The following is a 16,647-nucleotide window of genomic DNA, read 5'->3' as shown; positions in this document are numbered from 1 at the left end:
TGTGCAATAACTTATTTGATATTAAATTGTTGAGTAAGGTGCACCGGCCGGCGCACCCTACCAATAGGTTTTTTAATCTACTCCTTCAATCGGCGCAAAACCTTGTCGCTGAATGTTTTCGGTTATTGTGCGCGGTTCGAGGAATTGCAGCAAGTAATCCGGGCCGCCGGCTTTGGAACCAACTCCCGAAAGTTTGAATCCTCCGAAGGGTTGCCGCGATACCACTGCGCCGGTAATTCCGCGATTTATGTACAGGTTTCCGACTTCAAAATCGGCTTGGGCGCGATCGATATGCGAAGGCGTGCGAGAATACAATCCGCCGGTTAAAGCGAAATTCGTACCGTTAGCAATAGCAATCGCTTCGCTGAAATTTTTTGCCCGAATCACCGACAACACCGGGCCAAAAATTTCTTCTTGGGCGATAGTTGCAGTCGGCGATACTTCCGTAACAATCACTGGGCCGACAAAATAACCTGTTTCGGGTGCCGCCATTTCTAAGGCTATCTTAGCTTCGGCGCGACCTTTTTCGATGTATTCGCGGATGCGCGACTGGGCGGTGGCATCGATGACTGGCCCGACTTGAGTGCCGGGATTTTCGGCTGCACCGACGTTGAGCGATCGCGCAGCTTCTATCAATCTTTCCACAAAAGTATCGTACACCGATTCGATCGCAATTACTCGCGAACAAGCAGAACATTTTTGACCGCTATATCCAAATGCCGAATAAACCACCCCCGCCACGGCTTGGTCTAAATCCGCACTTTCATCGACAATAATTGCATTCTTGCCGCCCATTTCCGCAATTACTCGCTTCAGGTGTTTTTGTCCCGGCTGCAAAATCGCAGCATCCGCATAAATCTGACAGCCAACTTCCTGAGAACCGGTGAAGGTAATCATGTGAACATCTGGGTGTTTTACCATATACGCCCCCACGGTTGAACCTTTGCAAGGCACGTATTGAAATACGCCTTTAGGAATCCCCGCTTCTAGCAAAATCTCGGCTATTTTAGCCGCAATTACTGAGGAAAATTCCGCTGGTTTTAGCAGCGTACAATTACCTGCTACTAGCGATGCAACTGTCATGCCTACGGGAATTGCGAGGGGAAAATTCCAAGGAGAAATAATCAAAGAAATGCCGCGCGGCCCATAGGTGTAGCGGTTGTTTTCTCCTGCTACATCGTAATTTTGCCCTTGTTCCAAGCGTTCCATTTCATCGGCGTAGTAGCGACAAAAATCGATAGCTTCGGAAACTTCGGCATCGCATTCTCTGACAGGTTTGCCGACTTCAAACACCATCCAAGCTGACAGTTCGTGCCGCCGCTGTTCCATCAATTCTGCTGCTTTTCGCAAAACTCCGGCGCGCTGGCGGACGGGGGTTTTCCGCCAACTCGTAGAGGCTGCTTTTGCTGCTTCTAGGGCTTGTTTTGCCTGTTCTTCGGATAGCAATCCGATTTTGCCGACTATTTCTGCGGGATTGGAAGGGTTGAGAGAGTTAACTGTGGTTTCGGTGTTTTGGTACTCGCCATCGATTAGGGGTAAATAGGTTTTTCCTAGGTTGGCGCGCACTGATTTGATGGCTGTTTCTGCTTGTTGCCGCAATTTGGTATTGGCGTAGTCGGTATCGGCGACGTTGGGAAATACTTTGCTGTAAACTAGCTGGTCGTTGCCATTGGCTACTGGGGCGGCTAATAATTGTTCGATCGGCATTTCTTCGGAACTTTGCCGGATAAACGAACTGTTGGCGGTATTTTCCAGCAATCGGCGGATCAAATAAGCCATTCCCGGCAACAAATCGCCGTAGGGACAGTATACTCGGACGCGATAACCCCGATCGACCAAAAGCTTAGCCAATTTGTCGCCCATGCCGTACAGTACCTGCATTTCAAAGCGGCGGCGCGGTATGTTGAGAGTTTCGGCAATCGCGATCGCCCTGGCTTGCGATCGCACGTTGTGACTGCCAATTGCTGCATACAAAAAATCATGATTTTCTAGCAGCAACTGCGTCATTGCTTCAAAATTCGCATCCGTAGCAACCTTGTCGTTGTAGACAGGCTGCGGCCAATCTTTCTGCATCGCCTTGATAGTTTCCTGATCCCAATAAGCGCCTTTCACCAGCCGTACAGTTATGGGATTGCCGCGTTTCTTAGCCCAGGCAATAATGTCTCGCAAATCTTGCTTGCTGTCGCGCAAATATGCCTGCAATGTGATACCAATATCCGTGCGACTGCGAAACTCTTCCTCTAACAATAAGTCTTTGAGGATGCTGAGAGTTAAACTCTTATAGGCGTACTGTTCCATGTCGAAGTGAACGGCAGTTCCCAACTCCTGGGCGCGGCGCAATAACAAGCGAATTTTCTCGCTGACTTTCTCCTCGCTGCCTTTAGCATCCAGCGGGTCAAACTGAGAATAAAAAGCCGTTAACTTGACAGATACTTGCACTCGCGGCAAAGTTTCGCCATCAGCTTTGTCAATAGCATCTACCTGCGACCAATTATGCGCTGCCTTCGCTAGTTCCGCCATCAATTCCAAATAGCGGTTGAGATAACTTTCCGCCTCAGCTTCTGTAATCACAGCTTCCCCCAAAAGGTCAACTGTAAAACCCATTTTATCTTTGCGAAGTCGTTCTAAGGTTTTAATTACCTGCTTGATATTTTCCCCAGAAATATACTTGTGTGCCAAAGTTTCCACCGCAGGCGCAACCGTCGTCGCCGCCAATTGACCGGGGACAGAATCAGCGTTAGCAAAGCTGAGCAATTTTTTCAAAGCTTCGGGCAATTCTACCTCTTCCACAGTCAGGTATTCTTGCAAGTGGCGGGCAATTTCCGGCTTGCTGCGGAGGGCGGGCAAACAGTCAATAAATCGAAACAATTGGACGCGCAGTCCGGGGCTGGCCATTGCCCAATCCATCAGTTTGTCGTCCCAGCGCATTTGGTCTTGCAGTTGGCCAAAAAACGATCGCTTTTTGTCTTGAGTGGCCTTCAGGATTTCTTGAGCTATTTCCTGAGTCTTGGCTTCGTAGATGGTTGGAGATACTTGTGCGACCATTGCTAATTAGTAATTGGTAATTGGTAATTGGCGCGGCGGGCTGATATATTTGGCAACCAAAGCATCTCTTGCGGAGTGTAAAAAGCATTTTTTGTATGGGTGCTGTCCCCGTTCGCTTCCTTATATGTAACGAACGGGGACAGCACTACAAAAGCTCTGACGCTTGATGCTTCCTTTTGTAGTTGCCCCCCGAGCAAATTATACTTACTATTTTACTTCTATTTTAACAACGTAGTTTGCTTGGCGATCGCCCGAAATTTCTATAGTATAATCGCCGCTGCTTGGTAGCTGACCTTGCCACTGACTCGCGCTATCTGCAGTGCCGATTTTTTCACCGTTAGGAGCAGTGATTGCCGCGTTAACTTGACCTTCTTGAACCTTGATTGTCATGCTTTGGCCGCTATTGCATTCTACCAAGTAGCGCTTGGATATATTGGCTCGCAAACTATTATTGAGAGTAGTTCCCGTAGCACCTGCTGGAAAGTTAACTCGCTCAGTTACAGGAGTTTCCACCGCAGCGCCAGAAGGAGATGGAGAAGATTTCGGCAACGGCGAAGCAAGTGGCGGAACGCCTGAGAGCGAGGGAATTGGAGTCTGACTGGCCGACGGCGGGATGGTGAGGGGCAGTGTCTGCTGGGGTGCTGGGGGAAGTCCGGGCCGGCGGTTGAGGCGCGCTTCAGGGACAGGCGGAGGGCTTTCCCGCAGGGGTACGTCAGCGGGCAGTCTGATTTGAATGTTCGCTCTTTCCTGATACATTTTCCACGCTAGGAAACTACCGAGACTGAGCACAGAACCGACTAACATTCCACTGAAAAAAATAGCCAAAATTTGCCAAAATTGAGTTGGTTTTGGTTCAGGATTTGCTGTGTGAGTTGTGGGATAGGAATCACTGACAAATTGACTGGTTTCAGGCGGATATTCTGCGGAAATTGGAATTGTTTCTGTTTCGTTGATTGTTGTTGGAATATCTTCGTTTGCCACAATTTCAGCGGGAGTTTCTGTCGGTTCTGCTGTTGAATTGGCACTAACCATTTCTGCGTTCGGGAACTCATCGCTGGCTGTGGAAACTGTTTCTGGTTGCTGGGTCAAAATTTGATTTTTTTCCTGTTCGTCGTTCATGGGGCTAAATTTTTTGTACAAATACTGCTTTTAGACATTTTACGCGATCGCGACTTGCCTATTAAGGTCAAAGAAACCGGGGTTTTTTCGCTCATCTGTAAACTGTAACGCTCGTATTTTCTCCAAAAACCAGGTTTCTGACCACCGATGCGTCATTCCTAGCGCTGAGGACTAAAGTCCTTACTACAAACTAGGGGGCGCGAGTGACCAGAAACCGGGTTTTTTGCCAAATACCTGCTCAAAATCATCAATCTCGGTAAAAACCCGGTTTCTTTGTTCCGAGTGCGCCCTGAAATATAAGTATTGAGCGCAAACAGAAATCAAAACTTTTTGATGGGAAAAATGTAGGCGTAAATTTATCGCTGGGTGGGGGCGGGTTTATGAGATTGTTCGTTACAGGCGAGTATTGTTGGTGAAACCCGCCCCTACCAATTACCAATTTCCGACTCCCAATTCCCGATTACTAATTATTAGGCAAAGTCTGCCAAAAAGGCTGCAGTTCAGGCTTCCTCACAGTATTCGTTGCCGACTGCACGTTTCCTTTCAATTCTTGATAATAGCGATCGTTTAGAAAACTCACACTAACACCAGCAGGAAGCAGCAGTTGGCGCAATCTTTCTTGAGTGTAATCTCTGCCGTCAATCATCGGGCCGCGGGGATTAGAAACTAACAAATTGCCGTTGACTGGTACCGAATTGACCATATTTGGCCACCAAGCATAACCGCTGTAGCCAAACATCGCTGGAACTTGAACGATTTGGTCGTCTGTCAGTGAAAACTCTCTTTTCAACTTGTCTAATATCGGGTTGATTTTCTGCTTTTGCAAATTGAGGTTGTGTTGAATTAAAGCTTGATTTTTCAAGGCGGCGCTGACTGTAGTTTCATTGCTCAAACCGCGATTGATAGTAACCTCGCCGTAACCTTTCCCCGCCAATTCTTCCAACAGCTTTACTCCGGCTTCTGGACTGGCGATCGCCATTACATATTTTCCGGGAGTTTGACTGGGAATAAAATTGATAATTTCATCGACTTGGCGAGTCAAAAGCCAAGAAGTATCAATATCCACTGCAGGCCCTTGAATTCTTTGAGCTTGAATAAAATCAAGTACCTCTGGATTAAAACTAGCATTTCCCGAATTTCCGTAATAAGCTCGACCCATTGGATATCCGGGAATCGGCGGTGTCACCTGCAAATTTCCGTAGCCATTTGACCACTGACTTACGGGGTTATCGTCGCGAGAGTTGCCAATTTTAATTACTCTCAAGTTACGCTCTTCACTTGATTTATCCGGCGGGTTTTTATTGGGTTCGTCATTGCTTTTGAGAGCCACATTCAATTGGCGTATATCAGATTTTTCGGGAAGTTGAATGTAACCGTTTTTCTGAATATTTTGCATCCAAGCATTACCGCCCTGGATAATTTTTAATTGAGCGCCAGTGGGTTCTACTGCTTGTTTCAGTTGCGAGATAAATTCACTGTTGGCGGCCCCTCTGTCGCTGACTTGAACTTCTGTGACTGGTGCGGTATTGGCTGGTATTATCCAAGGACTGACACCCATTTGGATGGTGGTGGCGGCGATTTGTTGACCGTTGTTTTCGGCAGTTGCTTTGAGATTGACTTTGCCGTTCCAATTGCGATCGGCAAATTGTTTTGCTTCGACACCTAAAATAATATTCGTGCTGAAAACTAGGGGTTTTGTACCGGATATATCTACAGCTTGCCATCCATCGCCTATTTTCTGAAAAACGTTGATATGAGGGCTGGCGATGCTATCAGCAGTGATAAATAATTGAGAGGTTTTGAAGTTTTCAGACAAAGTTAAGTTAACTTGAGAAAGCATGGCTGCGCGGCGGGGGACGCTAACTTTGGTTTGTTTCCAAGGGGCTATTTTTGTGCGATCGTTCTTGGGATCGTTAAACACAATTAGCGCGCCGCTAGACAATGACCATTGTTCTTTTCCGGCTTCGTCTAGTTGATTAATTTCGCCGTCTCTGTTAGTATCTCCCGCAAAGAAGAAGTTGGTCTGCGAGGCTGCGAGGTTTACAGGGGCGGGAGTAGCAGTTGCGGTTGATTCAGGAGTTGGTTGAGGAGTTGCTTGCTGATTTATTTCTAATTCTTGGCGGGCTAGTTCTTGGCGGGCTAATTCCTGCTTTTCTAATTCTTGACGGGCGAGTTCTTGGCGGGCTAATTCTTGCTTTTCTAATTCTTGGCGGGCTAGTTCTTGCTTTTCTAATTCTTGGCGGGCTAATTCTTGTTTTTCTCGTTCCTGCTTTTCTAATTCTTGGCGGGCTAATTCCTGCTTTTCTTGTTCTTGGCGGATTAGTTCTTGGCGGGCGAATTCTTGTTTTTCTCGTTCGTGGCGGATTAATTCTTGTTTGGCAAATTCTTGTCTTTCTATTTCTTGGCGGGCGAGTTCTTTTTTCTCTTGTTCTTTTCTCTCTATTTCTCGGCGGGCGAATTCTTTTTTCTCTTGCTCTTTTCTGGCTAGCTCTCTTACCTGTTCTTCCTCGGCTCTAATTTTCTGTTGAGAACGTGCTACTTGCCATTCGTAGGTAGCGACAGTGAGGTTTCCTTGATATTCGATGGTTTTGTCGATCGCCCGCTCAGCCAAAAAAGAACCGTGAGGGATGAGTCGCAGGTGGTTGAGCGCCATTTGCCACAGGCGTTGTGACTCTTCCCAAGTAGCAGGGTCGGCTTTAGAAGTGCGTCCAATTACAACAGCTCTGGCGGCTATTTTAGCAGCATCGTCCCAATTATTTTTAGCTCTTTCTTCTGTTTGAATCTGACTTTGAGCGTTTTGGAGTTCCTCGGCCAGATTTTTAGATTGCTGGCGGTTCCAATGTTCTGGGGAAAACAGGTTGCTGTCGGTATTTTTCGCGCTGTTATCTAATTCTACCTTGAGGCGATCGCGCAATTTGTAGAGTTCCGGGAGCGATTGCGGAGTGTCGCCGTCTGACTGTCGCCCTGAGAGTGCGAGTTGGTAGTTGAGGGAAGGTTGAGCCACTGTTGCGGGCACAGCAACCCAAATAATACCGATGACGACACCAAAAGCATTGACAATGGCGATCGTAATATATTTAACTAAGCGCATATAGTTTATCCTCAGACACCCAAATAATTTTACCTAATCTTGGGTTCAATGGGGAATTTAATTGTAAAAACTTACGCATGAGGCCCAGAAACCGGGTTTTTTACAAAACTCTTTCGTTGCTGTCCACAAATTCGGTAAAAACCCGGTTTCTTAGTCGGAGTGCGTAAGTCCTGAATCTTAACTTGTCACCTCTGGGCACTACCGTGTCCTTACCCGTAGCTACCACTTCAAAAAAATGGTATACTTTCATGTTAATCTCCTACCTAGAAAACAACACATCACTGTTGTAGAAATTATTCATTTACTCTCTTATTCCCTAAAACTATCAGCAAAATCTATGAAATCCCGCTCTTGCTGGCTAATTTTTACCCTCATCGGACTCTCCTTAACAAGTTGCTCCCAGCAGAAGTCATCTCAAGAAATTGCTGAAACAGTTAACAAGAGCCTTGTGCTGATTTACTACGAAAATCAAGGCGGACACGGTACCGGGTTTATTGTACCGGGAAAAAAGGGAGTTTGCACTGTTCTCACGGCCGGTCATGTGGTTAAAGGCTATAGTTTGAAACTGCAAACTTATCAGGATCAACAAGGTCATACAACTGACAGTATTCAAACAAGTCCTACTTACGATTTAGCAGTGGTGACGTTTAAGTCTGCTGGGGAAAATTGTCCTTATCAAAGTGTCAATCTTGGCGATTCTAACGAGCTGAAAGTAGGACATAAAATCTATATTTCTGGTTTTCCTGTTCTTCAAAACGAAGATTTAGCGCCGGAATTTTTGGAAGGTTCAGTATCGAGGATTAATGTTGTCTTGACGGAGGGCTATGGAATTAATTATATAGCTGGAGTTTCTGTTGGGATAAGTGGCGCGCCTGTTTTAGATGCTAGCGGTAAAGTGGTGGCAGTTCACGGGCAGGCGAAGGATAAATTGCCGAGGGGAATTCCAATTAAAACTTATCTGGCAAATCAGTCTTGGGAAAATCAACCCCTTGCTAAGGCAGACTATACTAAACTGGAACAGTTGTTGGCGACCGGGAAGTGGAAAGAAGCAGATGAGGAAACTGCTAACAAAATGTTAGAAGTGGCGGGTAGACAAAAAGAAGGTTGGCTAGACAGTGAAAATATCGAAAATTTTTCCTGTCCAGATTTGCGGGCGATGGATCGACTTTGGGTAAAATACAGTGATGGACGCTTCGGCTTTTCGGTGCAGAAGCAGATTTATCAAAGTCTTGGTGGCACTAAAGAGTATGATAGAAAAGTATGGGTACCTTACGCTGAGGCGATCGGCTGGAAACAGAAAGGAGAGAAAGGAGAATGGTTGAATTACTCTCAACTAACTTTCAATACCAATGCACCATCAGCCCACCTCCCGGTTGGTGATGATCCCCGAATAGGTCGTTTGGGCAATAGAGGTATCTTCATAGAGAAATATTCTTCTCTCGTGCAGAGAGTTGTAAGTTGTAACCTATAAAGGCTTTAAGTTTTTATTAAAAATTGTCAGAGAGTCAAAATTCACTAAGTCATGCGGTGTCTGGGTTTCCGATACCTGGCACTGCGACTTGCCAGCCAGGATATTACCAGCAACTTGAGGATTATAACAATTAGCCAAAACGAACTTTTTAATGAATCAGGACTTACGCACTCCCACCAAAGAAACCGGGTTTTTTCCGAATCTGCGAGATGTAACGAAGTATTTTCGTAAAAAACCCGGTTTCTGAACCCCATGCGTAATTCCTATAAATTTAATATCACTTAGCAGAATTAGATCCAGCAATCCGATCCTCTTCAGCCAAAAAAGGAGTTAAATCAATCTCTGGCGAAGACGGAGAAAACTGAGAAGTTGCCAACTTACCATCGCTATTTTGATAAACCCCATTACCACCATTCAACAAATTTTCAGTCATATCTCGCATTGCTTGATAAGCCTGCGTATCGCTACCGGGATTCAACGTCAACACCAGCGGACAACCATCGCCACTTAACTTAGTTTTAGCACAAATCACGTATTGATTCGGCGTCTTAGGCTCGTCTCTATAAGCTAACTTAATTAAACCATCTTTGCGATAACCGTTCAAGGTTTCAGAAATTATTTGGCAGCGTCTTACAGGCGTATAATCACTGCCTAAAGTTGTGACCATTTTTAGCCAAGGTTGTTGACCTTTATCGTGACGGTACATAACAGTCCAAACTTCACTACCCCGCTGAGTATCTGGCTGAAGTTGGCAGGAAAAACGAGTATTTTGTCCAAATAACAGGGGCGGCCAACCTTGAACAATAGCAATTCCCGCACCGCCAACAGCCGCTAACAAACCTAGTACACCGATAGTCAGGTTTGCGACGTTAAAGAACTTTCCACTATTACTCACGGTACTGAATCCTCGATAAAATTTTGATAGACAACAAGAGCGACAATAAGTTGAGAATTTCTACATCAGCCAAGTAACGGATTCCCGAAAACTTCCCCGATGTCGAATAATGCTATTATAGTATTATGAAGTCAACACAACAGTTTACAGCAATTATTGAACGAGAAGGCGACGGATATGTATCCCTTTGCCCAGAACTTGATATTGCCAGCCAAGGTGACAATATAGAAGCAGCGCGACAAAATCTAATCGAGGCGCTGGAACTATTTTTTGAAACAGCAGATCCTTCTGAAGTCAAGAATCGGCTGATAAGATTCGGCGATTGAAATCGCTTCTACAAAAACAAAGTCGGCCTCCGCCGACTGAAGAATATTGATATCAAACTAGACTTAAATACCCGCTTATTTTCTTAGTCCGCGAAGGCGGACTTTGTTTGTGTAGACGCGGTTTCAACCGCCGAGTTTCTCTAAAGAAACCGGGTTTTTCATCAAATCTATCGACTACAACGAAATATTTTCGTAAAAAAACCCGGTTTCTCGGCCTCGCAAAAATCCTACAACTGCTTCACCTCAGCAACTAATTTCGCAACCACATCCTTAGCGCTACCAAACAACATCATCGTCTTATCCTTATAAAACAACTCATTGTCAACACCAGAAAAACCAGCACTCATCCCGCGCTTAATTACGATCGTATGCTTAGCCTTATCAACCTCCAAAATCGGCATCCCGTAAATCGGGCTCGCCGTATCGTGGCGCGCCGCCGGATTCACCACATCATTCGCGCCGATTACCAACGCCACATCCGTTTCTTCAAATTGCGGGTTGATATCGTCCATATCGTACAACTGCGGATAAGGCACGTTTGCTTCCGCCAACAGCACATTCATGTGCCCCGGCATCCGCCCAGCCACCGGGTGAATCGCGTATTTCACGTCAACACCCATTTTTTCCAAACCGTCGGCTAACTCGCGTACCGAATGCTGGGCTTGCGCTACAGCCATTCCGTAACCGGGAATAATTACCACCGATCGCGCATAGCCTAACATCATCGCACTTTCTTCGAGATTGATGCTGCGAACAGTTTTGTCAGTAGCACCAGCAGCAGCCCCAGCAGTCGCACCACCGCCGCCGCCACCAAACGCGCCAAACAACACGTTAGAGATCGATCGATTCATCGCCTTACACATGATCTGCGTCAAAATAATTCCAGACGCGCCCACAAGTGCCCCAGCAATAATCAGCATATTGTTCATCAAAATGAACCCAGCCACACTCGCCGCAATCCCCGAATAGGAGTTAAGCAGCGACACCACCACCGGCATATCACCACCGCCAATCGGCAGTACAAACATGATCCCCAGAATATTGGAAATCGCCACCAAAGCCAGGAATACCGGCACATCCTCCGGGTGAAACACCATATAACCGCTGCCGGCTAAAAGCGCGATCGCCAGCATCGCATTAAACGGCTGTTGAAACGGAAACGAAATCGGAGCACCCGGTAGCAATTCTTGCAGTTTTGCAAACGCCACAAGGCTACCAGTAAAGGTAATTCCGCCGATTAACACGCCCAAAAGGATCGTAATCGTCGTATCCGGCGCAGGCGATTGCGGGATGCTGAGATAGCGCCAGAATTCGCCCACAGCAACAAGTGCAGAAGCCGCGCCCCCGAAACCGTTAAGCAAACCCACCATCTGCGGCATATCCGTCATTGCAACGGTTTTCGCCATAATTGTTCCCACAATGGAACCGATGATGATGCCGACAGCAATCAATTCGTAGCTGATAACTTGCCTTTCGAGTAACGTACCGACGATCGCAATAAACATCCCGATCGCAGCTAACACGTTTCCTTGACGCGCAGTAGCCGGGGAGCCCAATTGTTTCAAACCGACGATAAATAAAGATGCGGCCACTAGATAGCCTAGCTGAATGCCACTGGGTAGAAAATCGCTCACGCTTTAACCTCTTTTTTCTTGAACATTTGCAGCATTCGATCGGTTACTAAGAAACCGGCGACAACGTTAATTGTGGCCAGGGCGATCGCGATCGTCCCCAAAATCGAAGTAACAGTCACATTTCCCTGGCCCGAAATCAGAATTGCCCCTAAAACCGCAATTCCCGAAATCGCATTCGATCCCGACATCAAAGGTGTGTGCAGCGTCGGCGGGACTTTATTAATTACTTCAAATCCCACAAACGACGCTAGCGTAAACACTACTAAACCTGCAATCAATCCTTCTGCCATAACAATTGGTAATTAGTAATTGGAAATTGGTTATTAGTCAGTAGTCATTAGTCATTAGTCAGTAGTCAGTAGTCATTAGTCAGTAGTCATTAGTCATTAGTCAGTAGTCATTAGTCATTAGTTAGTAGTTATCAACTGTAAAAGCTTTACCGTTTCCCAATCAGTTCAAACCTATTCACAGACTCCTGTTTACTGCCGAGGCCAGATTACCCCTTAGCTTGCCCCCTACTCCCCCTTAATAAGGGAGGAGAAGAAGCATTCAAAGTCCCCCGACTATCCGGGGGATTTAGGGGGATCTGGCCTTGGCTAAAAACGAGATTCATCAATGGTTTTAGATTTAAGTTGACACTAATTACACCAGCCATATCCCCACTAATAACCAATGACTAATGACTAATGACTAATGACTAATGACTATTGACTATTGACTACTAACTATTGACTACGGATGCCTCAGCCGTCAAAGCATCGCGAACTCGCTGGTTGCTAATCTCACCGTCGCGGGCGACACAAGCACCAGCAATGATATCGTCTTCAAAATTCAAATTGAGTTCCTTATCTTTCAGCATCAACTGAACCAAAGCCGAGATATTTTTCGAGTAAGTTTCGCTAGCGTGTACCGGCATTGAGGACGGCAAATTAATCGGCCCGATGACATTAACACCGTTCCATTCAACATCTTTCCCCGCTTCAGAACACTCGCAATTGCCGCCTTGTTCCGCCGCGAGGTCAACAATTACCGAGCCAGGTTTCATTTGAGAAACCATTTCTCGGGTAACTAAAATAGGTGCTTTTCTGCCGGGAACTTGAGCGGTGGTAATCACTGCATCGGAGGCGCTGACGTGTTGGGTGAGCACTTGGCGGGTGTATTCTTTAGCGGCTTCTGATAGCTCTTTTGCATAGCCACCGGCGGCGACGGTTTCTTCTTTTAGTTCGACATCAACGAATTTAGCACCCAAGCTTTGCACTTGTTCTTTGGTTTCCGGGCGGATGTCGAAGGCTTCGACAACTGCACCCAAACGGCGCGCTGTGGCGATCGCCTGCAAGCCCGCAACGCCCACACCCATTACCAATATTTTCGCGGGGCGAATTGTACCCGCCGCCGTTGTCAGCATCGGGAAATATTTTGGCAATGCACAGGCTGCGATCAGTACGGCTTTGTAACCGGCGACGTTGGCTTGGGATGACAGTGCGTCCATGCTTTGGGCGCGGCTGGTGCGCGGGATCATTTCCATGCTAAATGCCGTTACTTTGCGATCGGCCAACCGCTGCACTAAAGCCGGATTTCCCAAAGGATTCAAAAATCCGATGAAAACTCCTCCTTCGCGGAGTTGATGAACTTCAGATTCTTGGATCTCCCCGATTTTGACGACGACATCGGCTTCGCCCCACAGCGTAGCGGTATCACCGATAACACGAGCTCCGGCTTCTTCGTAAGCAAGATCCGAGAAAAACGATTTTTCCCCGGCACCGGCCTCAACCCAAACTTCTACGCCCTGTTTGACTAATCGGGCTACAGCGTCGGGCACTAAGGCCACCCGGCGTTCCTCTGCTTTAAATTCTTTGGCGATCGCTAATTTCATAAGAAAAACTCGGCAAGTGGGAAACTCAGCGACTTCAGTCCTGAGAGGAAAACGGCTCGGCGATTTTAATCGCCTTGAATCCCCTTTCGGGGGTCGGAGAGGGAATTTAATTAACCTCTCCGATGAGGTATGGTTGCCTCAAACTCCCATTTCTGGGGTAATGTTCGCTTGTCGGTCAAGGTTATAAAGGCTTGTTAGGCTAGCAGCACTGTCGAGAGTGACTTTAAGACTGTTTAACAACTAGCGACAGAGCAGAAAACTAGCGTCGCATTCGCCCGGTGTCGTGACCTGAATAACGTAGTCAGTTAAGACTTAGGCCCGTCAGAATAGCTTGTAATTTCTTACAAGCTCAGCGGCTTTAGCCCTGAGTTCCTGACTAACTCTCCTTTACTCTAGACATAGACAGGGCGGTTAAAACCGCACGCATACATGGCGGTTTCAACCGCGTCTGGACGAGACAGGGCGGTTGAAACCGCCAGCAGAAAGTCAGACAAAACCTGCAGACGCAGGTGGAAATTCAAATTTCCCAGTCCGCAGAGGTGTTCGGCGAGGGAAGCCGAGTCGCGGACATCGTTTGACAAGAAGCGATTTCAATTGCTGGCCCGGTGGCGGTGGAAATCTATTCTGCTGGCTTCTCACGTTGATAGTAAAGCCGATCGCCAAAAATACACTCGCTTCTTTAACTTGTCTTATAGATTCAATTTCGTTAAACTATTCAATTTGCAGCCGAGTATGGTACAATATAACGCTGCCTAATTCTGTAGTGTAAATGTCTGTTGTCAGTATTACGCAAAAAAAAATTGATTGAATTCGGGCGATCGCACTCATCAAATTGCCAAAACAATCGCTATATTAAAGGCATTCATTGCAAATTGCCCGCAGTAAATATTTAAGGTTCCATTCTAATTTTGGTCAGAGGAGCGATTATGAGACGATTATTTTCAGCACTAGCAGTTACAGGTTGTTTGCTGACAGGCTTACCCGCCATCAGTTTAGCCCAAGGAATGCCGGGATTCACAATTTTCGGCGGCCCCGAGCGCGCCAACCAATTAAACTATCGCTTGGATTACGGCAAAGCAGGGATGAACGGTGACAGATACCGGCTGCGAATTCCTTCCAAAAAAGTAAGTTTGGCGATCGCCCAACTGAACATATCCTATCCAGACTACTACAAAGGCGAATTCGACCAAAAAGATATTAAAGTGCGCGTCAAAGACAAAACAATACAATTGCAAGAAGTAATCTGGGACAAAGAAAATCGATTCATAGAAATTTATCCCGCAGAACCAATTCCAGCAGGTAGCAACGTTGAAGTTGTGCTCTCCAACGTCCAGAACCCAAGTCCCGGCGGGATGTACAATTTCAACCTCCGCATCCGCACCCCAGGGGACGTTCCATTGATGCGTTACCTGGGGACTTGGCTGTTAAGCATTGAGTGAGGAAAAGGGCAGAAACCGAGTTTGTTTCGACAAAATACGCGGTAACAGCCCGCAAATTCCCCAAAAAACCCGGTTTCTGAGCAACCCGCGATCGCCCAGAAACCGGGCTTTTTGTCGAAAAATACGCGGTAACAGCCCGCAAATTCCCCAAAAAACCCGGTTTCTGTGATGGGAGTGCATAAATCCTGAATACTCAAATGTCCACAAATACGTCAAAAGTATTATTTTTGGGCGATCGGACTCCCAAATCAACGAGCATCCTCTATACCTTAAGAAGGAGTCAACAACACAGTTAAATTCCCCATTCGATTGGGGGATGCGAGGCGGAGGGAGACTCCGCTATAAACAATAAATACAAAGGTTTTTAGGCGATTGTGGAAATCAATAGCCCAAGGGCGCTAGCTACAAAATATTTACCAATCAAATAGGATTGCTCGATCCGTACTCATACATGAATCTACAAGCAAAAATCAAATCCATAAAACTTCCTCCGGCCCTCAAATCTCGAAATTATCGCCTGTTTTTTGCAGGACAAGGCATCTCACTCATTGGCAATTGGATGACCCAAGTCGCTACTATTTGGCTTGTCTACCATTTGAGCGATTCACCTTGGATGCTGGGCTTAGTGGGATTTACCAGTCAAATTCCCACATTAATTTTACTGCCTTTTGCAGGAGTTTTCATCGATCGCTGGAACCGGCACAGAGTCATAATTGCCACTCAAGTATTAGCAATGGTTCAATCCTTAGCCCTAGCATTTTTAGCGCTAACAGGAGTCGTGAACATCTGGCAAATCCTGGTATTGAGTTTCTTTCAAGGGGCAATTAATGCGTTTGACGCACCAGCACGACAAGCTTTCGTGCCCGAAATCGTAGACAAAAAAGAAGACTTAGCAAATGCGATCGCCCTCAACGCTTCCATGTTCAACGGAGCCAGATTGATCGGGCCAGCAATTGCAGGTTTGCTGATAGCAACAATCGGCTCTAGTTATTGTTTCCTGATTGACGGACTCAGCTACATCGCCGTAATTGCAGGCTTATTAGCGATGAAAATCAAGCCGCGCCAAATTGCCGCAACTAATACAAAACCCTTACAAAGATTAAAAGAAGGATTTGTTTACGCCTTCGGCTTTCCGCCGATTAGAGCAATTCTCATCTTATTATCATTAGTCAGCTTCGCCGGAATGTCACACACAATATTAGTCCCAATTTTTGCTACAAAAATACTCCACGGCGACGCAGAAACCCTCGGCTTTTTGATGGCAGCTTCTGGAGTCGGAGCATTTTCAGGCGCGATTTATTTAATTGGACGAAAAAGTGTCGTCGGTATCGGCAAATTAATTGCTATTTCCCCCGCCGTCATGGGATTTGGACTGATCGGTTTTGGTTTATCCCGCGTCTTGTGGCTGTCATTAATCATGATGTTATTCGTGGGGTGGGGTTTCATCATCCAATTTGCAGCAGGAAACACATTCTTGCAAACAATTGTAGAAGACGACAAACGCGGCAGAGTCATGAGCATCTACACAATGGCATTTTTTGGAGTCACACCATTTGGCAATTTAGTAGCCGGCGGATTGGCCAATTATATCGGCTCTCCCAACACAGTCATACTTGGCGGTATAATTTGTATTTTAGCAGCGGTAGTTTTCAGCAAACAGTTGCCCGCTTTAAAACACTTAGTCCGACCACTTTATCAAAAAATGGGTTTAATTCCTAGCGCCGATCAAACATAAAAACGCAACGGTAAATATC

The 16,647-nt window shown here is 46.4% G+C and carries 12 protein-coding genes; 4 read left to right on the top strand and 8 right to left on the bottom strand.

The features are described 5' to 3' along the window. Positions 1-72: 72 nt before the first annotated feature. The 3 genes from pruA to IQ263_RS13635 all read right to left on the bottom strand — a co-directional run bounded on the left by pruA (position 73) and on the right by IQ263_RS13635 (position 7,255). A complete protein-coding gene (gene pruA, locus IQ263_RS13645) occupies positions 73-3,045 on the bottom strand; it encodes an L-glutamate gamma-semialdehyde dehydrogenase (RefSeq protein ID WP_194067899.1) in 2,973 nt (990 codons plus the stop codon). A gap of 207 nt (positions 3,046-3,252) precedes the next feature. Next, positions 3,253-4,164: a hypothetical protein gene (locus IQ263_RS13640; protein WP_194067898.1), complete on the bottom strand. Its 912-nt coding sequence runs from the start codon at positions 4,162-4,164 to the stop codon at positions 3,253-3,255. 463 nt (positions 4,165-4,627) lie between these two features. Continuing rightward, entirely contained in the window at positions 4,628-7,255 is a 2,628-nt protein-coding gene (locus IQ263_RS13635) for a protein-arginine deiminase family protein (RefSeq protein ID WP_194067897.1), read from the bottom strand. A gap of 337 nt (positions 7,256-7,592) precedes the next feature. On the opposite strand from IQ263_RS13635, the gene IQ263_RS28535 reads away from it, so the two are divergent. After that, positions 7,593-8,726, top strand: a complete 1,134-nt coding sequence (locus IQ263_RS28535; protein ID WP_228050030.1) for a GUN4 domain-containing protein — start codon at positions 7,593-7,595, stop codon at positions 8,724-8,726. A gap of 277 nt (positions 8,727-9,003) precedes the next feature. Here IQ263_RS28535 and IQ263_RS13625 read toward each other — a convergent pair whose 3' ends face one another. Beyond that, positions 9,004-9,621 (bottom strand): COP23 domain-containing protein, encoded by a 618-nt coding sequence (locus IQ263_RS13625; protein WP_194067896.1) that lies wholly within the window; start codon positions 9,619-9,621, stop codon positions 9,004-9,006. A gap of 125 nt (positions 9,622-9,746) precedes the next feature. Here IQ263_RS13625 and IQ263_RS13620 point away from each other — a divergent pair, with 125 nt between their 5' ends. Next, a complete protein-coding gene (locus IQ263_RS13620; protein WP_194067895.1) occupies positions 9,747-9,947 on the top strand; it encodes a type II toxin-antitoxin system HicB family antitoxin in 201 nt (66 codons plus the stop codon). Positions 9,948-10,174: 227 nt separating this feature from the next. Here the strand turns inward: IQ263_RS13620 and IQ263_RS13615 are convergent, their stop codons facing one another. The 4 genes from IQ263_RS13615 to IQ263_RS13600 form a co-directional block, all read right to left on the bottom strand. Continuing rightward, the gene (locus tag IQ263_RS13615) at positions 10,175-11,581 is read right to left on the bottom strand and encodes an NAD(P)(+) transhydrogenase (Re/Si-specific) subunit beta (RefSeq protein WP_194067894.1); all 1,407 of its coding nucleotides are present in this window, start codon (positions 11,579-11,581) and stop codon (positions 10,175-10,177) included. Next, complete coding sequence (locus IQ263_RS13610; RefSeq protein ID WP_106150865.1) at positions 11,578-11,871, bottom strand: NAD(P) transhydrogenase subunit alpha part 2; 294 nt, start codon at positions 11,869-11,871, stop codon at positions 11,578-11,580. The genes IQ263_RS13615 and IQ263_RS13610 overlap by 4 nt, the downstream gene beginning before the upstream one ends. A gap of 431 nt (positions 11,872-12,302) precedes the next feature. Continuing rightward, complete coding sequence (locus tag IQ263_RS13605; RefSeq protein ID WP_194067893.1) at positions 12,303-13,454, bottom strand: Re/Si-specific NAD(P)(+) transhydrogenase subunit alpha; 1,152 nt, start codon at positions 13,452-13,454, stop codon at positions 12,303-12,305. Between the two features lie 392 nt (positions 13,455-13,846). Further along, on the bottom strand, positions 13,847-14,035 hold the full coding sequence (locus IQ263_RS13600) for a hypothetical protein (protein WP_194067892.1): 189 nt from the start codon (positions 14,033-14,035) through the stop codon (positions 13,847-13,849). A gap of 345 nt (positions 14,036-14,380) precedes the next feature. Between IQ263_RS13600 and IQ263_RS13595 the strand changes: the two genes are divergently transcribed. Beyond that, positions 14,381-14,893, top strand: coding sequence for a DUF2808 domain-containing protein (locus tag IQ263_RS13595; RefSeq protein WP_194067891.1), 513 nt, complete (start codon positions 14,381-14,383; stop codon positions 14,891-14,893). Positions 14,894-15,344: 451 nt separating this feature from the next. After that, the gene (locus IQ263_RS13590; protein WP_194067890.1) at positions 15,345-16,628 is read left to right on the top strand and encodes an MFS transporter; all 1,284 of its coding nucleotides are present in this window, start codon (positions 15,345-15,347) and stop codon (positions 16,626-16,628) included. The last annotated feature ends 19 nt before the right edge of the window (positions 16,629-16,647 follow it).

The organism is Tychonema sp. LEGE 06208, from assembly GCF_015207505.1.
GTDB lineage: Bacteria > Cyanobacteriota > Cyanobacteriia > Cyanobacteriales > Microcoleaceae > Microcoleus.
Note: the sequence above shows the minus strand (reverse complement) of the source record. Positions and strands in the feature narration are given on the sequence as shown.